Source organism: Rathayibacter sp. SD072 (genome assembly GCF_017355185.1).
In the GTDB taxonomy this organism is placed as follows: Bacteria; Actinomycetota; Actinomycetes; order Actinomycetales; family Microbacteriaceae; genus Rathayibacter.
On sequence record NZ_JADILJ010000016.1, the window covers coordinates 1 to 22,968 of the forward strand.

Here is a 22,968-nt window from a genome sequence, read left to right on the forward strand (position 1 = left end):
CGACGACGCGCGTATACTGATGGGCTGCTCCGAACGGGGCGGCCCATCATCGCTCTCGGACTCAAGGAGCCGCCGTGCCCAGGGAACAGGGACAGAAGGTCGTCGCGACCAATCGCAAGGCGCGCCACGACTACCTCATCGAGGACACCTACGAGGCCGGCCTCGTGCTCACGGGCACCGAGGTCAAGTCGCTGCGCGCCGGACGCGCCTCGCTCGTCGACGGCTACGCCTTCGTGGACGGCGGGGAGGCCTGGCTCGACGCCGTCCACATCAACGAGTGGGCGCAGGGCACCTGGACGAACCACCCGCCCCGCCGCAAGCGCAAGCTGCTGCTGCACAAGGCGCAGATCCTCAAGATCCACAACAAGGTGAAGGAGGGCGGGTACACGCTGATCCCGCTCTCGCTCTACTTCAGCGACGGCAAGGCGAAGGTCGAGCTCGCGGTCGCCAAGGGCAAGAAGGACTACGACAAGCGGCAGGTGCTCCGCGAGCGCCAGGACCGCCGCGAGGCCGACCGCGCCATGGCGACGCGCCGCCGCCTGGGCGACTAGGCCGCGCGGCCGGTCGGGCGCAAGCCGCTCGCCGCACCCGCGGGCCCTGGAAGACTGGAGGGCGTGACCGCCTCCGAGAACTCTCCCGACGCACCGCGCACCGCCGCCGAGGAGAGGACCCGCTGGCGGGCGTTCGCCGTGGCCGTCTCGGTCGCGGCCTTCACGATCCTGGACCTCTCGAAGGTCAACGTCGGCCTGCCGTCGATCGAGAAGTCGCTCTCGGCGGACGCGAGTCAGCTGCAGCTGATCGTCGCGGGATACGCGCTCGCGTTCGGTCTCTCGCTCGTGCCGGCCGGTCGCCTGGGCGACATCCGCTCGCGACGGCTGCTCTTCCTGATCGGTCTCACCGTCTTCACTCTCACGAGCCTGCTCTGCGCCGTCGCGCCGTCGATCGAGCTGCTCGTCGTCGCCCGCTTCCTGCAGGGGATCGCAGCGGGCATCCAGATGCCGCAGGTGCTCGGTCTCGTGCAGCAGCTCTTCACCGGCGCCGAACGGGCGAGGGCGTTCGGGGTGTTCGGTGCGGTGATCGGGCTGTCGACGGCGTTCGGTCCGACGCTGGGCGGCCTGCTCATCGCGATCGGGGGAGAGCAGGACGGCTGGCGCCTGCTGTTCTGGATGAACATCCCGCTGGGCGTGGCCGCGCTGGTCCTCGCCTGGCGGCTCCTGCCGCGGGTGCAGCGGAAGCCGGCGGGGGACACCTCGCTCGATCCCGTCGGGCTGCTGCTCCTGGGCGTGGCGATCTTCGCCTTCATGCTCCCGTTCCTGCTGACCACCGGGGCGTCCTCCGATTCGCCGTACCGATGGTTCTGGCTGGTGCTCGCGGTGGCGGCCGCAGCCGTCTTCGTGCGCTGGGAGGCGCACTACTCGTCGCTCGGACGCACCCCGGTGATCGACTTCCGGATCTTCCGCACGAGCTCGTACCGCAACGGGATCCTCCTGGCGACCGCCTACTTCGCCGCGATCCCGGCCACGTTCCTCCTGACGACGCTGTTCCTGCAGCAGGGCCTCGGGCTCGCGCCGGTGTTCGCCGGCATGGTGAGCATCCCCTTCGCCCTCACCTCGGCACTGACCGCGTGGTACGGCGGCAAGCTGGTGCAGACGTACGGCCGCTCGCTCGTCGTGCTGGGCATCGTCCTGGTGATCGTCGGCTTCGCCCTGGTGCTGCTGGCGGCCGAGCTGATGCCCGCCGGCACCGCGGCGTACGGCATGGCCGCGGCCATGCTGGTCGCCGGAGCGGGCGGCGGTTTCGTCGTCTCGCCGAATCAGACGCTGACGCTGGCCGAGATATCGCCGGAGCAGGGCGGAGTCGCGGGCTCCGTGGGGCAGCTCGGCCAGCGCCTCGGCACCGCGGTCGGCACGGCCTGCGCCTCGGCCGTCTTCTTCGCGACGCTCGCCAGCGAGGCGGGCATGACGGAGGGGCTCGTGGCGTATCACGACGCCTTCCGCAACGGCGCCTTCGTGACTCTGGGGCTGATCGCCGTGGCGCTCGTGCTCGGTCTCCTCGATCTGCGCCGCCGCCGGGTGACGGCGCGCTCGGAGTCCTGACGGAGGTCGGCTGCGGGCCCCACGGGCTCGCCGGAGCGGCTAGAATGGTCACCTGCCACTGCGGTCCATCCGCTCGCGGCAGCCGCCGCTCCTTGCGAGGCGCAGCGGATCCACAACTCGACAGTGTGCGACGACGACCCACTCCAGGCGGTGCCTCACGGCATCCGCACCGAGTGCTCGCGGGGATGATCGGTTTCGACATCGCCTGCGAAACTGCGAGAAGCGGGTCGAGGATTCAGGGTTATCTCGTTAACGATCTCTGAAAAACACAGGTGCCGAACAGAAGCGCACCGACTTCGCTCTCGCTGCCTAAGCAGAGTCGATAGTCCGTCAGCCCGAGGGTGCGTCCTCGCCCCGGGTCCTGGCGTCATTTAGAGGACTTGCTGCGTCGTTACGCCTGAGGGCGACGCGGGACTCGAACTCGGGCTGGGCCCGTCGACCGATGCGTCAGTGGTAACGGTCGGGGCCGAGTAGAACGCTTTCACTGGCTACACCCGTAGAAGGCGCAGAATCACAGCGATGGACGGGGGTTCAATTCCCCCCATCTCCACCACCGGTCGTCGTCGCACACGTCGAGGCAGAGGCCCCGCTCCCGAGAGGGAGACGGGGCCTTCCTGCTGTCTGCGCCGCCCTCGTCCCCCCGCGGGCCGCGCTCAGCCCGGTCGGACGTCGAGTTGCCGCACGCGCCCGTAGAGGGTGAGCGTCGCGACCCGGTCCGCCTCGTCGCGCGCCGGCCCGTTCAGAAGCGTCGGCGGCGCCCAGGAGCGGTACAGAGCGATCGGAGTGAGGACCGCGGCGGCGGCACCCGGCGGGTAGTCGGACTGCGCTCGGACGGGCAGTTCGGCCACGGCATCCGGGAGGACCGCCACGACTGCGTCGATCACCGGCCGCAGGCGCTCGGAGCGCTCGTCGTCGACGGTCAGGGTCACCGCGTTCATCGCGGCGAGGGCGGCGGCCAGGTGCTCGACGGTGTGGCGGTCGCTGCACTCCTCCGTGACGAGCAGCGAGATGATGCCCCGGGGCTTGAGCCAGCCCAGGGTCGCGGCCTCGGCGTCCCCGTGGACGGACAGCACCCGGTCGGAGGCGATCGTGTAGTCGCGCAGCAGGCCGGCCCAGACCGGGTGGCCGAGTGGCTCGAGAGCCTCGGCCGCGGCGACGAGCGCCGCTTCGTGCCGGATGCGGTCGAAGAGCGTGTCCGCGGGGGCGAACTCCCTCTCCGCGGTGCCGGGCCGCTCCGGCTGATCGGCGGCGTGCTCGTGGTGCATGGACGGCTCCTCGTCGCTACGTCCGGCGCCCCCCGGGCCGTTCTCGGGTCCTCACACAGTGCGCCGCCGGGTGGCGGCTGTCAACGGGTCCCGGTCGGGGATTGACGGCCGTCGATCGCGGGCTCCGCCTCAGCGCGCTGCGCCGAAGAGGGTGCCCGTGGCGGGGCCGGTCGTGGGGTCGAAGACCGCGCAGGCGATGGCGCGGTCGCCGTGCCTCCAGCTCACCTCGGAGGGGACGATGCTGCGGTACTCGAGCGCGGATGCGCCGTACGAGATGCCGATCGTGTTCGGGAACTCGATGTCGCACGCCGCTTTCGCCTGCGCGAGGAGCGTGTTGCGGCTCGTGTACTCCTCGCCGGGCTGGTCGAAGACGTGGAAGACCTCGAGGTCGTGGACCTCGCCGCACGGGACGAGCTCGACATCGGCGATCCTGTCCCCGTCCGGGGAGAGGAGGCAGTCGCCCTTGCGGAGGGAGAACGGGTCGACGACACCCGCGGTCACGACCGCTCCGGCCTCGTCGCGGACGGCATCGGGCGCCTCGGAGCCGACGACCGAGGAGCAGGACGCCAGGGCGAGCGCCAGGGCCGCGACGGCGAGGGAGGGGAGGACCCGCCTCATCGCTCCGCCACGATCGCGAGGATCTCGTCGTGCAGCAGTCCGTTGGTGGCGAGCGAGCTGCCGTGCCAGGGGCCGGGCTCCCCGTCGGCGGAGGTGAAGCGGCCTCCCGCCTCCTCGACGATGGGGACGAGCGCGGCGAGATCGTACGGCTTGACGTCGAACTCGCCCGCACCGTCGAGCAGGCCCTCGGCGACGAGCATGTAGCCCCACGCGTCGCCGTAGGCGCGGTCGCGCCAGACGCCGCGGGCGAGCTCGAGCAGTTGGTCGAGCCTCCCGGCGCCGTCCCACTGCTGGATGCTGTTGTAGCTGAACGTCGCCTCGGCGAGGTCGGCGATGCCCGACACCCGGATGCGCCGCGGCTGCTGCGCGGCAGGGGCGGCCAGCACCCCGCGCAGCTCGTCGGGGAGCTCGATGCGCCCGACGGCGCCGGCGCTCTCGTCGGTCCACGCCCCGGAGCCCTTCGCCGCCCACCAGCGCTTGCCGAGGGCCGGTGCCGAGACGACTCCCACGACCGGGACGCCGTCGACGGCGAGCGAGATGAGCGTGGCCCAGATCGGGACTCCGCGCAGGAAGTGGGCGGTGCCGTCGATCGGATCGAGGATCCACTGCCGCGCCGCGTCGCCCGAGGTGCCGAACTCCTCCCCGAGGATCGAGTCCTCGGGACGCTCTTGGGCGAGGAGCGCGCGCAGCGCCTCCTCGACGGCCCGGTCGGCGTCGGTGACCGGGGTGCGGTCGGGCTTGGTCGTCACCTCGAGGTCCCGCGCGAGGAAGCGCTCGCTCGAGACGGCATCGGCCGCGTCGGCGAGTCGGAGGGCGAGGCGGAGGTCGTCGTCGAGGCTCGGAGTCACGGCTCCACGATACTGAGCAGGTCCCTCGCGCAGCGGTGCCGAGGGGGTGCGCCGAGATCCGCCGCGTCTCGATTTGACGAGGAGGGGGGAGCCACTGCTAATGTGATTCCTCGGTTCGGAAAGCATTTTTCTCCGGCCAGGCAGCATCGCCACGCACCTCTAGCTCAATCGGCAGAGCAACTGACTCTTAATCAGTGGGTTCTCGGTTCAAGTCCGAGGGGGTGCACCACCCGAGACGCCCGCCCCTCCGGCGGGCGTTTCGTCGTTCCGGGGCGCGGTCGCCCCACGCGCGAGCGGCCGCCGGCCCTCTCCGTGCTCGTGGGCCCGCACCCGATCGGGTCCGCTGTGCGCGGGCCCGCACCGTGCTGGGCGTCCCCCTGACGTCGTCCCGGCGCACACCGGCACCCGGCTCGTCCGTGGCAGGCTGTCCGCTCGCGCGATCCCTCCCTCCAGACGAAAGGACCGACGTGCCCGAAGACGTCCTCCCCGAGATCGGCGGCATCGCCCTCGCCGTCGCCATCGCCGTGGTGATCGCCGTGGTCGTGACCGCCGTGGTCGCCCTCGTGATCCGCACCATCGGCAAGCGCAAGACCTGGGCGCGGCTGCTCATCCGCCGCGTCCGCATCCCGTTCCGCGTGCTCCTGCTCACGATCGCGGTCTGGGTGGCCCTCGCCGCCACCGTGTCGGGCGATCTCGCTCCCGAGCTCGTCGACCGGATCTTCCAGATCGCGACGATCGGCGCATCGGCCTGGCTGGTCGGCGCCCTCATCGTGTTCCTCGAGGACCTGGGTGCCGAGCGCTACCGCACCGACACCGTCGACAACCGGCGCGCCCGGCGGCTGCGGACGCAGATGACGATCATCCGCCGCGTCGCGGTCGCGGCGGTCGTGGTCGTGGCCATCGGAGCGGCGCTCCTCACCTTCCCGCAGGCCCGCACGGCGGGAGCCAGCCTCCTCGCGTCGGCCGGAGTGCTCTCGATCGTGGCCGGCCTCGCCGCGCAATCGAGCCTGACGAACATCTTCGCGGGCGTGCAGCTCGCCTTCAGCGACGCGATCCGCCTGGACGACGTCGTGATCGTCGAGGGGGAGTGGGGCCGCATCGAGGAGATCACCCTCACCTACGTCGTCGTGCACCTCTGGGACGACCGCCGTCTCGTGCTGCCCACGAACCACTTCACCACGATGCCGTTCCAGAACTGGACCCGCACGGGGTCGGAGCTGCTCGGAGCGGTCGAGCTCGATCTCGACTGGCGCGTGCGGCCCGACGAGATGCGCGAGGAGCTGCACCGGATCCTCGAGGAGACCGAGCTCTGGGACCACCGCGTCAGCGTGCTGCAGGTGACCGACGCGGTCGGCGGCTTCGTGCGGATCCGCGTGCTCGTCACCGCGAAGGACGCGCCCACGCTCTTCGATCTCCGCTGCTACGTGCGGGAGCGGCTCGTGCAGTGGCTGCACGAGAACGATCCCGTGGCCCTGCCCCGTCAGCGCGTCGAGATGGAGCGGCAGGAGCCGGGAGCCAACGGCGCTGCCCGCCCGGTGCCGCGCCAGCACGCGACTCCGGACAACCTGTTCTCGGGAGACGCGGCGTCGAACGAGCGCGGCGCGCTGTTCACCGGTCTGATCGACCTGCGCGAGACGCGCACGCAGGACTGAGCGCTCCGGCCCCGTCCGCGGGATGCCACTCGGGTACGCGACACGCGGGTGTCGGACGTACTGGAGTGGCATCTCGCGGTGACGGGCCGGTTCCATCGCGCCTAGCGGTCGATCGACGACATGTCGGCGTAGCGGTCGCCCACGGGCGGCTCGATGGCCGAGAGCGCCGCGAGCTGCGCCGCGGTCAGCTCGAGCGCATCCGCCGCCGCGTTCTCCTCGATGCGCGAGACGCGCTTGGTGCCCGGGATCGGCGCGATGCCCTCCCCCTGTGCGAGCAGCCAGGCCAGGGCGACCTGCGCCGAGGTGGCGCCGACCTCGGCGGCGACCCGGTCGACCTCCTCCACGATGCGGATGTTCGCCTCGAGGTTCCCGTCGGCGAACCGGGGGTTCGAGCGGCGGAAGTCGTCGTCGCCCAGCTCGTCGACCGAGCGGATCGCCCCCGTCAGGAAGCCGCGCCCGAGCGGCGAGTAGGGCACGAAGCCGATGCCGAGCTCGCGCAGCAGGGGCAGCACCTCCGCCTCCGGGTCGCGCGTCCAGAGCGAGTACTCGGACTGCACGGCGGTGACCGGGTGCACGGCGTGGGCGCGGCGGATCGTCGCGGGCGCCGCCTCGGACAGACCGTAGGCGAGGATCTTGCCCTCCTGGATCAGCTCGGCGAACGCGCCGGCGGTGTCCTCGATCGGCACGCCCGGGTCCATCCGGTGCTGGTAGTAGAGGTCGATGCGGTCGGTGCCGAGTCGCTGCAGCGAGCCCTCGACGGCGAGGCGGAGGTTCTCGGGCGAGCCGTCGAGACCGCGCTCGCCGGAGCCGCGGTGCTGGATCATGCCGAACTTGCTGGCGATCACGACCTCGTCGCGGCGGTCGGCGAGCGCGCGCCCGACGAGCTCCTCGTTGAGGAACGGGCCGTAGATCTCGGCGGTGTCGATGAACACGACGCCGAGGTCGACGGCGCGGTGCAGCGTGCGGACGGACTCCGCGTCGTCGCTCCCGGCGCCCGAGTAGAAGGCGGACATGCCCATGGCGCCCAGGCCGAGGCGGGAGACGTCGAGGGCGGTTCCGGGGTTCCCGGAGCCGAGGATGGTGTGCTTCACGAGGTGGTCCTCTCCTGGTAGGCCGCGATCTTGTAGTCGATCGCGGCGAGACTCCTGCGGGTGCGCGCGAGCTGCTCCTCCACCTCGGCGCGGTGCGCCTGGAGGAGGGCGAGGCGCTCGGGCTCGCTCGCAGGACCGATCCTGAGCAGCCCCGCGTACTCGCGGATGCGCGCGATGGGCATCCCCGTCGCGCGGAGCTTGGTCAGGAAGTCGACCCACCCGACGTCCGAGGCGCTGTAGCGCCGGTGCCGCGACGAGGCGCGCTCGACGGGCTCGAGCATCAGCCCGACGCGCTCGTAGTAGCGCAGCGTGTGCACGGTGAGACCGGTCGCCGAGGCGACCTCGGAGATGGACAGGGCCGGGGCGGCGGGCGCCTCGGCGATGCGGGTGGTGGACATGGCGCCACCCTAGGACTTCGAGCGCGCTCGAGGTCAAGCGGGTGCCGCGGGGTCGCTCCCGATCAGCGCTCGGACTCGAGGAACGCGGTGAGCGCCGCCGCGAGCTGCGCGTCCGACTCCTCGTGCCCGATCGTCGCCGTGCCGTCGCCCGCCTGGGCGCCGTACCAGCCGAAGGCGGCGTGGTTCGCGCCCTCGATCTCGACCACGAGGGCGGAGTCGGGCAGCAGGTCGCGCGCGGCGGCGACCTTCTCGGGGGTGCTCAGCCCGTCCTCGGAGCCGCTGACGCTCAGGACCGCCGTGCCGGAGCCGGACAGGTCGTTCGCGCAGTAGCTGCCGAGCAGCACGAGACCCGCGACGTCGTCGCCCTCGGCCCACTGGCACGCCTTCACTCCGCCCAGCGAGTGCCCGCCGACTAACCACTCGTCCACACCCTCCGCCTGATCGGTGAAGCTCTCGAGCGAGCGCAGGTCGAAGAAGGCCAGGTTCAGGATCGGCCGGGTGATGACGACGGTCGCGCCCTCCTCGACGAGCGGAGCGAGCGTCGCCTCGTAGGACGCGGCGTCGACCTTCGCGCCGGGGACGAAGACGAGGCCCTCGCCCGAGGAGTCGCCGGTCGGCGTCATCACGATCGCGGAGTCGGTGCGCTCGACGCTGACGCCGGTGTCCGCCCTGACGCGCTCGAGGGCCTCCTCGTCGGGCCCGCTCACGATCGAGGACCACACGAGGAATCCGAGCACGGCGACCGCCAGGAGAGCGCCGAGGACGAGGAGCACGAGGCGGAGCGGCCGGCGCCGTCGTGGGCTCATCGAGCGTCCGCGATCGCGTCGGCGGCCTGCACGAGGGCGAGGTGCGAGAGCGCCTGCGGGGTGTTGCCCGCGTGCCGGTGGTTCTCGACGTCGTACTCCTCCGCGAGCAGACCGACGTCGTTCGCGAGCCCGACCAGCCGGTCCATCAGCGCGCGGGCGTCGTCCAGGCGTCCGGAGGACGCGTACTGGTGCACGAGCCAGAACGAGCAGGCGAGGAACGGGTGCTCCCCGCCGGGCAGGCCGTCGACCGAGGACTCGGTGCGGTAGCGGTGCAGCAGCCCGTCGTGCAGGAGCGTCCGCTCCATCTCGGCGACGGTGCCGGTCATCCGCGGGTCGTCGGCGTCGAGGTAGCCGACCATCGGCAGGACGAGCAGGGACGCGTCGACCTCGGTCGATCCGTAGGACTGCACGAAGTGGCCGCGCTCCGCGTCGTAGCCCTGGGCGTCGATCTCGGCGCGCACCTCGTCGCGCAGCGCCTCCCAGGTCTCGACCGGCCCGGGGAGGCCGTTCTCGCGCACGCCGCGGACCCCGCGGTCCAGGGCCGCCCAGATCATGACGCGCGAGTGGGTGAAGTGGCGCGGTTCACCGCGGATCTCCCAGATGCCGTTGTCCGGCCGACGCCAGTTCTGCTCGACGAACCCCAGCAGCGCGCGCTGCAGCGGCCACGAGAAGCGGGTCTCGTCCACTCCGGCCGTCCGCGCCTCGTGCAGAGCGACCATCACCTCGCCGATCACGTCGGCCTGGTACTGGTCGACCGCCCCGTTGCCGATGCGGACGGGGGAGGCGCCGTCGTAGCCGGGCAGGCTGGGCATCGTGCGCTCGGACAGATCGCGCTCGCCCGCGATGCCGTACATGATCTGGACGTCGGCCGGGTCGCCCGCGACGGCGCGGAGGAGCCACGCTCGCCACTTCTGCGCCTCCTGCTCGAAGCCGTGCGCGAGCAGCGCCTGCAGGGTCAGGGAGGCGTCGCGCAGCCAGACGTAGCGGTAGTCCCAGTTGCGGCTGCCGCCGAACTCCTCCGGGAGCGAGGTGGTCGCGGCGGCGACGATGCCGCCCGTCTCGTCGTCGGTCAGTGCCCGGAGGGTGAGCAGCGAGCGCACGACCGCGTCGCGGTACGGGCCGTCGTAGCGGATCGTCCCCGCCCACTCCGACCACCAGGCGAGCGTGCTCTCGAGGGCGCGATCGACGTCGAGGGCCTTCGGCCAGCGGTGGTGCGAGGGGAACCAGGCCATGGAGAGGTCGATGCTCGACCCCTCGGCGACGTCGAACTCGGCGGAGTGCACGTGGTCGGTGGCCGTGAGCCGCATGCCGCGCACGACGACCGCGTCCGGACCGGCGACGGCGACCAGCAGCGGTGCCTCGTCGGTCCCCTCCTGGCGCACCCACGGCACGACCCGGGCGTAGTCGAAGCGGAGCCGCAGCTCCTGCCGCATCCGGACGGTGCCCGAGACGCCGCGCACCCGGCGCACGAGCTCGGCCCGGTCGTCGCGCAGCGGCATCACGTCGGTGACCTCGACGACTCCGGTCGACGTGGTCCACCGCGTCACCAGGGCGAGGGTGTCGCCGAGGTAGCGGCGCTCGACCCGGGCGCCGGCGTCGGTCGGCCGCAGCGACCACCGGCCCTGGTCGTCGCCCCCGAGCAGGGCGCCGAAGACGGAGGGGGAGTCGAAGCGGGGGAGGCAGAGCCAGTCGATGCCGCCGTCGCGGGAGACGAGAGCGGCGGTGCGGCAGTCGGAGAGGACCGCGTAGTCCTCGATCGGGGAGACCATGCCTGGATCCTCTCAGCAGGAGCCGAGCGCTCCCCGTCAAGGCGGAGCATCCGGTCCGAGCCGCGCCGTAGGGTGAGCCGCATGACGCACTCGGTCTCGACTCTGCTCATCCTCGGGGCGACGGGGGACCTGTCCTCCCGCCTCCTCCTCCCGGCCGTCGGTCAGCTGCTGACCCGGGAGCCCGATCGCCGCCTGCACCTCGTCGGGGCGGGCCGGGAGGACTGGACGCAGGAGCACTGGCACGAGGTGCTCTCCTCCTCCCTCGGCACCGTCGCCACGAGCGGCACCGGTGCCGACGAGATGGTCGCCGGCACGCGCTACGTGCAGATCGACGTGACCGATCCGGAGGCGCTCGCCGCACTGCTCGCGAGCTGCGAGGGTCCCGTGGCGATCTACTTCGCCCTGCCGCCCGCCATCGCGGCGAAGGCCTGCGACGCCCTCGCGGTGCACGGACTGCCCGAGGGGACCGTCCTCGCTCTCGAGAAGCCGTTCGGCGTCGACGAGGCCAGCGCTCGCGCCCTGAACGAGCGCCTCGCCGCGCTCGTCCCGGAGGAGCGCGTGCACCGGGTGGACCACTTCCTCGGCCGCGCGACCGTCATGAACCTCCTCGGACTGCGCTTCGCGAACCGGATCCTCGAGCCGCTGTGGTCGGCCGAGCACATCGAGAGCGTCGCGATCGTCTACGACGAGCAGCTCGGGCTGGAGGGACGGGCCGGCTACTACGACGGCGCCGGCGCCCTCATCGACATGATCCAGAGCCACCTGCTCCAGGTGCTCGCCGTCGTCGCCATGGAGGCGCCCTCGACGCTCGACGCCGCCGACCTGCGCGACGCGAAGGGCATCGTCCTGCGCGCCACGCGGATCCGCGAGGAGGACGGCTCGCGTCGCGCGCGCTACGGGGCGGGCTCGGTCGACGGCCGCGAGCTCCCGGCCTACGCCTCGGAGCCGGGCGTCGACCCGGAGCGCGGCACCGAGACGCTCGCCGAGCTGACCGTCGAGATCGACACCTGGCGCTGGGCGGGGGTCCCCTTCACGCTCCGCTCGGGGAAGGCGCTGGGGGAGCGGCGCCGCGAGGTGGTCATCCGCTTCAAGCCGGTGCCGCACCTGCCCAGCGGCTTCCACGGCACGGAGGAGCCCTCGGTGCTGCGGCTGTTCCTCGCACCGGACAAGATGGCGCTCGAGCTGAACATCAACGGTCCCGGAGACCCCTACACGCTGGAGCGCGCGTCGCTCGAGGCGACCTTCGGCGAGGGGGAGCTCCTGGCCTACGGCGAGGTGCTGTCGGGGATCCTCGACGACGACCCCTCGCTCTCGGTGCGCGGCGACGCGGCGGAGGAGTGCTGGCGCATCGTGCAGCCCGCCCTCGACGCGTGGCGCTCGGGCGCGGTGCCGCTGGACGAGTACCCCGCGGGCAGCGGCGGCCCGGAGGGCTGGAAGCAGATCTGAGCGCCGGGGGTGACCCCTTGCCGGTCGAGCAGCGCCGGAAACGCGTATCGAGACCCATCGCGCCCGGAGTGGGGTGATCTCGAGACGCCCGCTGCGCGGGCTGCCCGATCAGCGGAGAGGGCTGCTCGATCAGGGGAGGGGGGCTCGGGCCTAGCGGGTCGCGTCGACCGGGGCGGCGGCCGGGGCGTCGGGCTCGGCCCAGACGGCGATCGGCTGCGGGTCCCAGGTGAGCGCCGCGGGCTCGGGCGCGACCGGCGGGGTCGAAGCGCGCATGACCGGGATGGCCGAGGTGACGGGGTTCGCGCTCTCGGGAGCGCCGGCACGCAGCTGCTCGGCCTGGATCGCGGCGGCGAGCTCGTGCGCGAGGGAGCGGGCGAGCATGCCGTGGAAGATCGGGTCGCGGTCGTCGTGACTGCGCCGGGTGACGACCCAGGCGCCCTCGGAGCCCACGAACGACGCGAGGCGCTCATGGACCACGGCGAACAGCTCGTCCTGGGTGAGAGCGGGAGCCGCGACGACCTCGGGGGCCGGCTGGCGGCGCCTCAGACGAAACCTCATGACGAACCCCGATCCCGTGCGGCTGACGACTCACTCCAGTCTCGCCGGGGAACAGCCGAGAGGCCCCCTGACACGCCGCGCCGGTCGGCGAACGGCGCGTCGGAGGGCCTCGGCGGGCGCGATCAGCGATCAGCGATCGCGCTTCTTGCCCTTCGCCTCCTTGGCGAGCTCCTTCGAGTCGTACGAGACGGAGCCGAAGGCGACGGCCACGGCGATCGCCCAGCTGACCCACTGCAGGGCGAGTCGCCAGTCGCGCGGCCCTTTGCGGGTCGTCTGAAGGATCGACCAGCCGCCGACCAGCGCGCTGATGACGCTCGAGTTGAGGATGAACTTGCGCATCGATTGCCTCCCGGTGTTCGAGACGACGCTACCGGTGTCGTCGGTGCGCCCGGAGCGGTTGACAGGGCGCACGGGGGGCGGCAGCTACGGTGGGCTGCCCGCGAGCGGGACCAGCAGAGGGAGCAGCAGGATGCGCACGGCACTCATCGGAGCACTCCTGCTCGCCCTCGGGGCGGTGGCGGTGCTCACGGGAGTCCTGCCGCCGGAGGCGCTCGGCGAGCTCGTCGAGCGCACGGGTCCGATCCTCGCCTTCGTCGTGGCGGTCACCGTCGTCGCCGAGCTGGCGTCCGAGGCGGGCGTGTTCACCGTGGTCGCCGAGCGGGCCGCGTCGTGGGGCCGCGGACGCACGGCGGTGCTCTGGCTCCTCGTCGTCGTCCTCGCGATCCTCTGCACCGTCTTCCTGTCGCTGGACACGACCGCGGTGCTGCTGACCCCGGTCGTCGTGCTGCTCGCGGCGCACGTGGGAGTGCCGCCCCTTCCCTTCGCGATGGCGACCGTGTGGCTGGCCAACTGCGGGTCGCTCCTGCTGCCCGTCTCGAACCTGACGAACCTGCTCGCCGAGCGGCGCCTCGGCGTCGACGGGCCGCTGGAGTTCGCGGCGCTGACGGCCGCACCCGCGCTCGTCGCGGCGGTGGTCCCGGTGATCGTGCTCGCCGTCCGGTACCGGCGCGAGCTCTCGGGCCGCTACCGGGCCGGGGAGCGGACGCCGGTGGAGGACCGGGTGCTGCTCACGGGGTCCGGTCTGGTGGTGCTCCTGCTGCTGCCCGCGCTGGTGTCGGGGGTCGAGGTGTGGATCCCCGCCGCCGTCGCCGCCCTCGCCCTGGTCGTGCTGTTCGCGGTGCGGCGGCCCGCGGCGCTGCGGCCGTCGCTCCTCCCGTGGCAGCTCGTCGTCTTCGCCGCGGGCCTCTTCGTCGCGATGGAGGCGGCGCACCAGCTCGGGCTCGGGGCGGCGCTCGCCGTGGTCGCGGGGCAGGGCTCCGGAGCCGTCGACCTGCTGCGTCTCGCCGGCTCGGGCGCCGTCGCCGCGAACCTCGTCGACAACCTGCCCGCGTACCTCGCCCTGGAGCCGGTCGCCGCGGATCCGGCGCGTCTGGTCGCGCTGCTGATCGGCGTGAACGCCGGTCCGCTGATCACTCCGTGGGCCTCGCTCGCCACCCTCCTCTGGCACCAGCGCCTGACCGCGATGGGGGTGCGGATCTCGTGGACGCAGTACGCGCTGCTCGGTCTCGTCGCCGTCGTGCCGACCGTCGCAGGAGCGACGCTCGCCCTCGCTCTGGCCCAGGGCTGAGCAACGGGAGGACACCTCCTGTCCGGCACCCGTTCGAGAGGGGCTGGTAGCCTCCTGGGGTCCACGACGACCCGATTCGACGAGGGGTACACCATCTCCGAGCACTCAGTCCCCGATCCTTCGGACGGTGCTCCGGCACCGCGCAACGCGTTCGTGGTGGTGTCCAACCGGCTCCCCGTCGACCGCGTGACGGCCGAGGACGGCACCGCGTCCTGGAAGACGTCCCCCGGCGGACTCGTCACGGCGCTCGAGCCGGTCATGCGCGCGAACGAGGGCGCCTGGGTCGGCTGGCCCGGCGTCGCCGACGAGGTCGTCGCCCCGTTCGAGAACGACGGCGTGCTGATCGTCCCCGTCGCGCTGAGCGCGCAGGAGCTCGAGGACTACTACGAGGGCTTCTCGAACGACACGCTCTGGCCGCTCTACCACGACGTCATCGCGCCGCCCACGTACCACCGCGACTGGTGGGACGCCTACGTGCGGGTCAACCGGCGCTTCGCCGAGGCCGCCGCCGTGGTGACCGAGCAGGACGGCGTGGTCTGGGTGCAGGACTACCAGCTGCAGCTCGTGCCCAAGATGCTCCGCGAGCTCCGCCCCGACGTCACCATCGGCTTCTTCAACCACATCCCGTTCCCGCCCTACGGGATCTTCGCCCAGCTGCCCTGGCGCAAGCAGATCGTCGAGGGCCTGCTGGGCGCCGACGTGATCGGCTTCCAGCGCCAGGGCGATGCGGGCAGCTTCCTCCGCGCGGTCCGCCGGCTGCTCGGCTACGACACCCGCAGCACCGTCGTCGAGGTGCCGGTCGAGGAGGAGGCGGTCGAGGGGACGCGCCGCGTCAACCGCTCGCGCCGCGGGGCGAGCGTCCGCCCCGTCGTCGCCCGCCACTTCCCGATCTCGATCGACTCCGCCTTCTTCGAGGCGATGGCCCGCACCCCGGAGATCCAGGCCCGCGCCCGCGAGATCCGCGACGAGCTCGGCAACCCCGAGATCATCATGCTCGGCGTCGACCGCCTCGACTACACCAAGGGCATCGGCCACCGCCTGAAGGCCTTCGGCGAGCTCCTGGCCGACGGTCGGCTGAGCACCGAGGACGCCGTGCTCGTGCAGGTCGCGAGCCCGAGCCGCGAGCGCGTCGACACCTACCGTCAGCTGCGCGACGACATCGAGCTGCAGGTCGGCCGCATCAACGGCGACTACGGCAAGATCGGGCACCCGGCGATCAGCTACCTGCACCACGGCTACCCCCGCGAGGAGATGGTGGCGCTCTACCTCGCCGCCGACGTGATGCTCGTCACGGCGCTGCGCGACGGGATGAACCTGGTCGCGAAGGAGTACGTGGCCTCGCGCTTCGACAACGACGGAGTGCTGGTGCTGAGCGAGTTCACCGGCGCCGCCGACGAGCTCAAGCAGGCCGTGCAGATCAATCCCCACGACATCTCGGGGCTGAAGGACGCGATGGAGGCGGCGGCCCGCATGCCGCGCTCCGAGAAGACGCGGCGGATGCGCGCACTGCGGCGCCGCGTGCTCGAGAACGACGTCTCCCGCTGGTCCGAGAGCTTCCTCGCGGCGCTCGCCGAGCACGCGAAGGGCCAGCAGCTCGACGTGCACCCCGCGGCGCGCGGCCAGGAGGCGCCCGTCGGCCAGGAGGCCGAGCACCGCGAGGACTCCGAGCGCGGCAAGGAGGCGGAGGCGCGATGAGCACCGTGACCCCGTCGCCCGTCGACCCGCACCTGCCCGGAGTCCCCGACCGCCTCGTCCTTGCCCTGCGCGAGCTGGCGGCGACGGGACGGCTGCTGGTCGCCCTCGACTTCGATGGCACGCTCGCGCCCGAGGTCGACGACCCGGCCCGCGCCCGTGCCCTGCCCGAGGCCCGCGAGGCGGTCCTGCGCCTGCTGGCCCTGCCCGGTACCCGCGTCGCCCTCGTGTCCGGCCGCGCGCTCGAGAGCCTGGAGGAGGTGTCCCAGCTGCCCGACGAGGCGCTGCTGGTCGGCTCGCACGGCGTCGAGATCCGCCTCGACCCCGACGAGGACGCCGTGCGCCTGGACCCCGTCGAGCTCGCCAAGGTCGACCGCCTCGAGGGCGTGCTCAAGGGCATCGCCCGCGGGATCGACAACGTGTGGATCGAGGACAAGCCGGCCGGGTTCGCGCTGCACACCCGCCTCGCCACCGACAAGCACAGCCGGGTCGCCCACGTCGTCGCCCTGTCGGAGGCGCGCGCCGAGGTCGCGGGCGTGCACGTGCGCGAGGGCAAGAACGTGCTCGAGTTCTCGGTGCGCTCCACGACCAAGGGAGAGGCGGTCGAGCACCTCCGCCGCTACACCGGGGCGACCGCGGTGCTCTACGCCGGCGACGACGTGACCGACGAGGACGCCTTCGCCGTGATGCGCTCCGGCGACGTCGGGGTGAAGAGCGGACCGGGCACCACCTCGGCCGCATACCGCGTCCGGGGCCCCGAGCAGGTCGCGCACGTGCTGTCGCTGCTGGCTGAGTTCCGCGGCGCACCGGCCTGACGCCCGGGTGATCGCGGGTCCGGTGAGCGCCGGAGCAGGGGTCTCGAGGCGGTAGCCTCGTCACATGCCGGAAATCGATTGGAAGCCTCGTTCGCGCACCGTCACGGACGGCATCGAGGCCACGACGTCGCGCGGGATGCTCCGCGCCGTCGGAATGGGCGACGACGATTGGGAGAAGCCCCAGATCGGGATCGCGTCCTCCTGGAACGAGATCACCCCCTGCAACCTCTCCCTCGAGCGCCTCGCGCGCTCCGCCAAGGAGGGCGTCCACTCGGGCGGCGGGTATCCGCTGCAGTTCGGCACCATCTCGGTGTCCGACGGCATCTCGATGGGCCACGAGGGCATGCACTTCTCGCTCGTCTCGCGCGAGGTCATCGCCGACTCCGTCGAGACCGTGATGATGGCCGAGCGCCTCGACGGCACCGTCATGCTCGCCGGCTGCGACAAGTCGCTGCCCGGCATGCTCATGGCCGCCGCGCGCCTGGACCTCGCCGCCGTCTTCGTCTACGCGGGCTCCATCGCCCCGGGCTGGGTCAAGCTCTCGGACGGCACCGAGAAGGACATCACGATCATCGACTCCTTCGAGGCGGTCGGCGGAGTGAAGGCCGGCATCATGTCCGAGGAGGACGCCAAGCGCATCGAGTGCGCCTTCGCCCCGGGCGAGGGCTCGTGCGGCGGCATGTACACCGCGAACACCATGGCCAGCGTCGCCGAGGCGCTCGGCATGAGCCTGCCCGGCTCCGCCTCGCCCGCCGCGGCCGATCGCCGCCGCGACTACTTCGCCCGCAAGTCGGGCGAGGCCGTGGTCGAGATGCTGCGCAACGGCACCACCGCGCGCGACATCCTGACGAAGGAGGCGTTCGAGAACGCGATCGCCGTCGCGATGGCCTTCGGCGGCTCGACCAACGTCATCCTGCACCTGCTCGCGATCGCCAACGAGGCCGAGGTCGACCTCACGATCGACGACTTCAACCGCATCGGCGACACCATCCCGCACATCGGCGACCTCAAGCCGTTCGGCAAGTACGTCATGAACGACGTCGACCGCCACGGCGGCGTGCCCGCCGTGATGAAGGCGCTGCTGGACGCCGGCCTCCTGCACGGCGACTGCCTGACCGTCACCGGGAAGACCGTCGCCGAGAACCTCGCGGCCATGGACATCGCCCCGTTGGACGGCGAGGTCATCCGCACGCTCGACAACCCGATCCACGCGACCGGCGGCCTCACGATCCTCAAGGGCTCGCTCGCCCCCGAGGGCGCGGTCGTCAAGACCGCCGGCTTCGACGCCTCCGTGTTCGAGGGCCCCGCCCGCGTGTTCGAGCGCGAGCGCGCCGCGATGGACGCGCTGACGAACGGCGAGATCGAGAAGGGCGACGTGGTGGTCATCCGCTACGAGGGCCCCAAGGGCGGCCCGGGGATGCGCGAGATGCTCGCGATCACCGCCGCCATCAAGGGCGCAGGCCTCGGAAAAGATGTACTACTCTTGACCGACGGACGATTCTCAGGCGGCACAACCGGCCTGTGCATCGGACACATCGCACCCGAATCGGTGGACGCAGGTCCCATCGCATTCGTCCGCGATGGGGACCCGATTCGGGTCGACATCGCCGCTCGCTCGATCGACCTACTTGTCGACGACTCCGAGCTCGCCGCCCGCCGAGAAGGCTGGGCCCCCCTTCCTCCGCGCTACACCCGCGGTGTCCTCGCCAAGTACGCCAAGCTCGTGCGCTCGGCGGCCGTGGGCGCCACCACCGGGTGACCCCGGCCCGCTCCGGCCGGCCGCGCACTCGCGCCTCCCGGGTTCCGGACCTCGCGGTCCGGAACCCGCCGCCGCACTCCCTCTCGAAGGAATCGACACCCGCATGACCCCGGACCCGTCCGCCGTGCATCCCGCACCGACGCCCCAGCCACCCCGTCCCGCCGCGTCCGGTGCGGCCCCGGCCCCCGAGGCCGAGACCCTCACCGGAGCGCAGGCGGTCGTCCGCTCGCTCGAGATGCTCGGCATCGAGGACGTCTTCGGTCTGCCCGGAGGCGCGATCCTCCCGGTCTACGACCCGCTGATGGACTCGTCGAAGATCCGCCACATCCTGGTCCGCCACGAGCAGGGCGCCGGCCACGCCGCCGAGGGCTACGCCTCGGCGACCGGCAAGCTCGGCGTCTGCATCGCGACGTCCGGCCCCGGAGCGACGAACCTCGTCACGGCGATCGCGGACGCCTACATGGACTCCGTCCCGATGCTCGCCATCACCGGCCAGGTCTTCTCGACGCTGATGGGCACCGACGCCTTCCAGGAAGCGGACATCGTCGGCATCACCATGCCGATCACGAAGCACTCGATCCTGGTCACGCGCCCCGAGGACATCCCGCAGGCGCTCGCCTCCGCCGCCCTCATCGCGACGACCGGGCGCCCCGGCCCCGTGCTCGTCGACATCACGAAGGACGCGCAGCAGAACGAGGCGCCGTTCCTCTGGCCGCCGAAGATCGACCTGCCCGGCTACCGGCCCGTCACCAAGGCGCACGGCAAGCAGATCCAGGCCGCGGCCCAGCTGCTCGCCGAGTCGAAGAAGCCGGTGCTCTACGTCGGCGGCGGCATCATCCGCGCCCGCGCCTCCGCCGAGCTCCTCGCGTTCGCCGAGGCGTCCGGCGCCCCGGTGGTCACCACGCTGATGGCCCGCGGAGCCTTCCCGGATTCGCACGAGCAGCACCTCGGCATGCCCGGCATGCACGGCACCGTCCCCGCGGTGCTGGCGCTGCAGGAGGCCGACCTGATCCTCGCGCTCGGCTCGCGCTTCGACGACCGCGTGACCGGCAAGGCGGCGCTCTTCGCCCCGCACGCCAAGGTCGTGCATGTCGACATCGACCCCGCCGAGATCTCCAAGATCCGCACCGCCGACGTGCCGATCGTGGGCGACCTCAAGGACGTGCTGCCCGACCTCACCGACGCGTTCGCGAAGGCGATCGACGGCGGCGCGCCCGACACCTCCGAGTGGTGGTCCTACCTCAAGGGCCTCCAGGAGGAGTTCCCGCTCGGCTACACGGAGCCGACCGACGGCCAGCTCTCGCCGCAGTACGTGATCAAGCGGATCGGCGAGCTCACCGGGCCCGAGGGCGTCTTCGCCTCCGGAGTCGGCCAGCACCAGATGTGGGCCGCGCAGTTCATCAAGTACGAGCGCCCGAACTCGTGGCTGAACTCGGGCGGCGCCGGCACGATGGGCTACTCCGTCCCGGCCGCCATGGGCGCGAAGGTCGGCGAGCCCGACCGCGTCGTGTGGGCGATCGACGGCGACGGCTGCTTCCAGATGACCAATCAGGAGCTCGCCACCTGCACGATCAACGACATCCCGATCAAGGTCGCGGTGATCAACAACTCCTCGCTCGGCATGGTGCGGCAGTGGCAGACCCTCTTCTACGAGGGCCGCTACTCCAACACCGACCTCAACACGGGACACGACACCGTGCGCGTGCCCGACTTCGTGAAGCTGGCCGACGCGTACGGCGCTCTCGGCATCCGGGTCACGAAGCCGGAGGAGATCGACGACGCGATCCGCCTCGCCATCGCGACGAACGACCGCCCCGTGGTCATCGACTTCGTGGTCAGCCGCGACTCGATGGTGTGGCCGATGGTGCCCCAGGGCGTTTCGAACAGCTATGTCCAGTACGCCAGAGACCACAGCCCGACCTGGGACGACGAGGAGTAGACCGCATGACGCACCACGTTCTCTCCCTGCTCGTCGAGGACAAGCCGGGACTGCTCACCCGTGTCGCCGGGCTCTTCGCCCGCCGCGGATTCAACATCGAGTCGCTCGCCGTGGGCCCGACCGAGCTCGACGGACTCTCGCGCATCACGGTCGCCGTCGACGTCGAGGACCTCCCGCTCGAGCAGGTCACGAAGCAGCTCAACAAGCTCGTCAACGTGATCAAGATCGTCGAGCTCGACCCCGACCAGTCGGTGCACCGCGAGCACCTGCTCGTGAAGGTGCGCGTCGACAACGTCACCCGCTCGCAGGTGCTGGAGGCCGTGAACCTCTTCCGTGCCCGCGTGGTGGACGTCGCGACCGACGCGCTCGTCATCGAGGTGACGGGCGACTCCGGCAAGACCAACGCCTTCCTCCGCGTCATCGAGCCCTACGGCATCAAGGAGATCGCGCAGTCGGGCCTGCTCGCCATCGGGCGCGGCTCGAAGTCGATCACCGAGCGCGTCTTCAAGAACTGACCGCGACCACTCCTCTACAGAAAAGGACACACCACGTGACCGAGCTCATTTACGACACCGACGCCGATCTCTCGATCATCCAGGCCAAGAAGGTCGCCATCGTCGGCTACGGCTCGCAGGGCCACGCCCACGCGCAGAACCTCCGCGACTCCGGCGTCCAGGTCGTCATCGCGCTCAAGGACGGGTCGAAGTCGACCGCCAAGGCCGAGGACGACGGCTTCGAGGTCAAGAGCGTCGCCGACGCCGCCGACTGGGCCGACCTGATCATGATCCTCGCGCCGGACCAGCACCAGCGCGCGATCTACAGCGAGCAGATCGCCGACAAGCTGACCGAGGGCAAGACGCTCGCCTTCGCGCACGGCTTCAACATCCGCTTCGGCTACATCGAGGCGCCCGCGGGCGTCGACGTGATCCTCATCGCGCCCAAGGCCCCCGGCCACACCGTGCGCCGCGAGTTCGTCGCCGGCCGCGGCATCCCGGACATCATCGCCGTCGAGAACGACGCGTCGGGCACCGCCTGGGAGACCGCGAAGTCCTACGCGAAGGCCATCGGAGGAACCCGCGCGGGCGTCATCAAGACGACCTTCACCGAGGAGACCGAGACCGACCTGTTCGGCGAGCAGGCCGTGCTCTGCGGCGGCACGTCGCAGCTCGTCCAGTACGGCTTCGAGACCCTCGTCGAGGCCGGCTACCAGCCCGAGATCGCCTACTTCGAGGTGCTCCACGAGCTCAAGCTGATCGTCGACCTGATGTGGGAGGGCGGCATCGCCAAGCAGCGCTGGTCCGTCTCGGACACCGCCGAGTACGGCGACTACGTCTCGGGCCCCCGCGTCATCGACCCCAGCGTCAAGGCGAACATGCAGGCGGTCCTCGGCGACATCCAGAGCGGCGCGTTCGCGAAGCGCTTCATCGCCGACCAGGACGCCGGAGCGCCCGAGTTCCAGGAGCTGCGCGCCAAGGGCGAGCAGCACCCGATCGAGGCGACCGGCCGCGAGCTGCGCAAGCTGTTCGCCTGGAAGCAGACCGACACCGACTACACCGACGGCAGCGTCGCGCGCTGACGCACTGACGTCGGACGGACCGAGGGAACCCCGGACCGTCGAAGGAACCCGCTCCTGCGGGCTCCCTCGACGGGTCGGGGTTCCCTCGCGTCCGGGAGGTAGCGTGGGGCGGATGGAGCGACGGGCGCGGCGGCTGCGGCAGTGGGACGAGACGGCCGCGGCCCTCCGGGACGGGCTGTCGTTCGGGGTGTCGGCGGGAGTCGTGCTGTGCGCGCTGGCGGGGGCGGGCCTCGCGGCCGCGCTCGCGCTGCTGACGGGAGGGATCCTGGAGTCCTCGCCACCGCTGCTGCGCACCCTCGCGGCGCTCGCGCTCGCCCTGATCGCGGTGACGACGCTGGTCGTGACCGCCGTGGGGCTCCGCCGGCACTCGGCACGGGCGGCGCTGCGGTTCACCCGCGCCGCGTGGCCGGTGCCGGGGGACTTCGACCGCCGCGACCTCGAGGAGACGGCCGACCTGCCGCACGACGTGCGGCTGCCGGAGGACGCGCGGTCCCCGGCCGATCTCGCGCGGATCCTCGCTCCCTCCGCCGCCGAGCGCGCCGACGCCCGCGCGAGGGCGGCGAGCCGCGGGCTCGGGATTCGCTCCGGGCTGTTCGGGGTGCTCTCGCTGCTCGGGCTCGTCCTCGCCCTCGGGGGCGTGCTGATCGCCCTCTCGGCGTTCGCACTGTCGGGGGCCGAAGTGCTGCTCGTCCCCGCCGCCGTCGTGATCGCGGCAGGAGCGGCGGCCGGGATCGGCTCGTCGCAGGCGAACGCGCTGCCGCTGGCCGTGGCGCGCGCCTCCGACGCCGCGCTGGGTCGCAGCCGCCGGATGCTGGTGGAGCTCTGGCCGGGCGACCTCGAGGAGGGGCCGCTGTCGGTGCGCGGGGGAGTGCCGGCGATCGATCGCCGTGCTCTGCCCGGCAGCGCGCGCAGAGCGGCACCGTCGAACCCCGGAGCGGGCCGTGCCGCGCCCATCGTGATGCTCGCGTTCGCACTGCTGCTCGCGACGGTCCCGCCGCTGCTGGGCTGACCGG

The 22,968-nt window shown here is 71.9% G+C and carries 21 protein-coding genes, 1 tRNA gene and 1 other RNA gene; 14 read left to right on the forward strand and 9 right to left on the reverse strand.

The genetic code is table 11. The annotated features are described in order from the left end of the window. Positions 1-74 precede the first annotated feature (74 nt). From smpB to ssrA, 3 genes are all read left to right on the forward strand, one after another. The gene (smpB, locus tag IOC53_RS08330) at positions 75-551 is read left to right on the forward strand and encodes an SsrA-binding protein SmpB (protein ID WP_068252130.1); all 477 of its coding nucleotides are present in this window, start codon (positions 75-77) and stop codon (positions 549-551) included. 54 nt (positions 552-605) lie between these two features. Beyond that, complete coding sequence (locus tag IOC53_RS08335) at positions 606-2,096, forward strand: MFS transporter (RefSeq protein ID WP_374070529.1); 1,491 nt, start codon at positions 606-608, stop codon at positions 2,094-2,096. Between the two features lie 181 nt (positions 2,097-2,277). Next, positions 2,278-2,649, forward strand: a transfer-messenger RNA (tmRNA) gene (gene ssrA, locus IOC53_RS08340). Between the two features lie 100 nt (positions 2,650-2,749). On the opposite strand, the gene IOC53_RS08345 is transcribed toward ssrA, so the two are convergent. From IOC53_RS08345 to IOC53_RS08355, 3 genes are all read right to left on the reverse strand, one after another. Further along, complete coding sequence (locus IOC53_RS08345; RefSeq protein ID WP_207404650.1) at positions 2,750-3,361, reverse strand: hypothetical protein; 612 nt, start codon at positions 3,359-3,361, stop codon at positions 2,750-2,752. 129 nt (positions 3,362-3,490) lie between these two features. Continuing rightward, positions 3,491-3,979, reverse strand: coding sequence for a septum formation family protein (locus IOC53_RS08350; protein WP_207404652.1), 489 nt, complete (start codon positions 3,977-3,979; stop codon positions 3,491-3,493). After that, complete coding sequence (locus tag IOC53_RS08355) at positions 3,976-4,827, reverse strand: inositol monophosphatase family protein (RefSeq protein WP_307786114.1); 852 nt, start codon at positions 4,825-4,827, stop codon at positions 3,976-3,978. The genes IOC53_RS08350 and IOC53_RS08355 overlap by 4 nt, the downstream gene beginning before the upstream one ends. Before the next feature lie 153 nt (positions 4,828-4,980). On the opposite strand from IOC53_RS08355, the gene IOC53_RS08360 reads away from it, so the two are divergent. Together IOC53_RS08360 and IOC53_RS08365 are read left to right on the forward strand one after the other, a co-directional pair. Beyond that, positions 4,981-5,056: transfer RNA gene (locus IOC53_RS08360), tRNA-Lys, on the forward strand. Positions 5,057-5,294: 238 nt separating this feature from the next. Further along, positions 5,295-6,479 carry a mechanosensitive ion channel family protein gene (locus IOC53_RS08365; RefSeq protein WP_207404656.1) on the forward strand — a complete coding sequence of 395 codons (1,185 nt, stop codon included), beginning with the start codon at positions 5,295-5,297 and terminating at the stop codon, positions 6,477-6,479. A 101-nt stretch (positions 6,480-6,580) separates the two neighbouring features. Here IOC53_RS08365 and IOC53_RS08370 read toward each other — a convergent pair whose 3' ends face one another. The 4 genes from IOC53_RS08370 to IOC53_RS08385 form a co-directional block, all read right to left on the reverse strand. Then, positions 6,581-7,570: an aldo/keto reductase gene (locus tag IOC53_RS08370; RefSeq protein ID WP_307786115.1), complete on the reverse strand. Its 990-nt coding sequence runs from the start codon at positions 7,568-7,570 to the stop codon at positions 6,581-6,583. Continuing rightward, positions 7,567-7,968 carry a MerR family transcriptional regulator gene (locus IOC53_RS08375; protein WP_207404658.1) on the reverse strand — a complete coding sequence of 134 codons (402 nt, stop codon included), beginning with the start codon at positions 7,966-7,968 and terminating at the stop codon, positions 7,567-7,569. Before IOC53_RS08375 ends, IOC53_RS08370 begins: the two co-directional genes overlap by 4 nt. A gap of 62 nt (positions 7,969-8,030) precedes the next feature. Next, positions 8,031-8,774 (reverse strand): alpha/beta hydrolase, encoded by a 744-nt coding sequence (locus tag IOC53_RS08380; protein ID WP_207404660.1) that lies wholly within the window; start codon positions 8,772-8,774, stop codon positions 8,031-8,033. Further along, positions 8,771-10,543, reverse strand: a complete 1,773-nt coding sequence (locus IOC53_RS08385; protein WP_207404662.1) for a glycoside hydrolase family 15 protein — start codon at positions 10,541-10,543, stop codon at positions 8,771-8,773. The genes IOC53_RS08380 and IOC53_RS08385 overlap by 4 nt, the downstream gene beginning before the upstream one ends. Before the next feature lie 81 nt (positions 10,544-10,624). Between IOC53_RS08385 and IOC53_RS08390 the strand changes: the two genes are divergently transcribed. Continuing rightward, a complete protein-coding gene (locus tag IOC53_RS08390; RefSeq protein WP_242683098.1) occupies positions 10,625-11,989 on the forward strand; it encodes a glucose-6-phosphate dehydrogenase in 1,365 nt (454 codons plus the stop codon). 150 nt (positions 11,990-12,139) lie between these two features. Here the strand turns inward: IOC53_RS08390 and IOC53_RS08395 are convergent, their stop codons facing one another. Together IOC53_RS08395 and IOC53_RS08400 are read right to left on the reverse strand one after the other, a co-directional pair. Further along, the gene (locus IOC53_RS08395; protein WP_207404667.1) at positions 12,140-12,547 is read right to left on the reverse strand and encodes a hypothetical protein; all 408 of its coding nucleotides are present in this window, start codon (positions 12,545-12,547) and stop codon (positions 12,140-12,142) included. Positions 12,548-12,676: 129 nt separating this feature from the next. Further along, positions 12,677-12,886, reverse strand: coding sequence for a hypothetical protein (locus IOC53_RS08400; protein ID WP_207404669.1), 210 nt, complete (start codon positions 12,884-12,886; stop codon positions 12,677-12,679). A 130-nt stretch (positions 12,887-13,016) separates the two neighbouring features. Here IOC53_RS08400 and IOC53_RS08405 point away from each other — a divergent pair, with 130 nt between their 5' ends. The 8 genes from IOC53_RS08405 (at position 13,017) to IOC53_RS08440 (ending at position 22,964) form a co-directional block, all read left to right on the forward strand. After that, positions 13,017-14,174: an SLC13 family permease gene (locus tag IOC53_RS08405; RefSeq protein WP_207404672.1), complete on the forward strand. Its 1,158-nt coding sequence runs from the start codon at positions 13,017-13,019 to the stop codon at positions 14,172-14,174. 153 nt (positions 14,175-14,327) lie between these two features. Then, positions 14,328-15,869 carry a trehalose-6-phosphate synthase gene (locus IOC53_RS08410; protein WP_307786116.1) on the forward strand — a complete coding sequence of 514 codons (1,542 nt, stop codon included), beginning with the start codon at positions 14,328-14,330 and terminating at the stop codon, positions 15,867-15,869. Beyond that, the gene (otsB, locus tag IOC53_RS08415) at positions 15,866-16,681 is read left to right on the forward strand and encodes a trehalose-phosphatase (protein WP_207404674.1); all 816 of its coding nucleotides are present in this window, start codon (positions 15,866-15,868) and stop codon (positions 16,679-16,681) included. Before IOC53_RS08410 ends, otsB begins: the two co-directional genes overlap by 4 nt. A 64-nt stretch (positions 16,682-16,745) precedes the next feature. Continuing rightward, positions 16,746-18,440, forward strand: a complete 1,695-nt coding sequence (ilvD, locus tag IOC53_RS08420) for a dihydroxy-acid dehydratase (RefSeq protein WP_207404676.1) — start codon at positions 16,746-16,748, stop codon at positions 18,438-18,440. Between the two features lie 103 nt (positions 18,441-18,543). After that, positions 18,544-20,379, forward strand: a complete 1,836-nt coding sequence (locus IOC53_RS08425) for an acetolactate synthase large subunit (protein WP_207404677.1) — start codon at positions 18,544-18,546, stop codon at positions 20,377-20,379. Between the two features lie 5 nt (positions 20,380-20,384). Further along, entirely contained in the window at positions 20,385-20,894 is a 510-nt protein-coding gene (gene ilvN, locus IOC53_RS08430; protein ID WP_055793566.1) for an acetolactate synthase small subunit, read from the forward strand. A 35-nt stretch (positions 20,895-20,929) separates the two neighbouring features. Further along, entirely contained in the window at positions 20,930-21,955 is a 1,026-nt protein-coding gene (gene ilvC, locus IOC53_RS08435; protein ID WP_207404679.1) for a ketol-acid reductoisomerase, read from the forward strand. A gap of 112 nt (positions 21,956-22,067) precedes the next feature. Beyond that, entirely contained in the window at positions 22,068-22,964 is an 897-nt protein-coding gene (locus tag IOC53_RS08440) for a hypothetical protein (protein ID WP_207404681.1), read from the forward strand. Positions 22,965-22,968 lie beyond the last annotated feature (4 nt).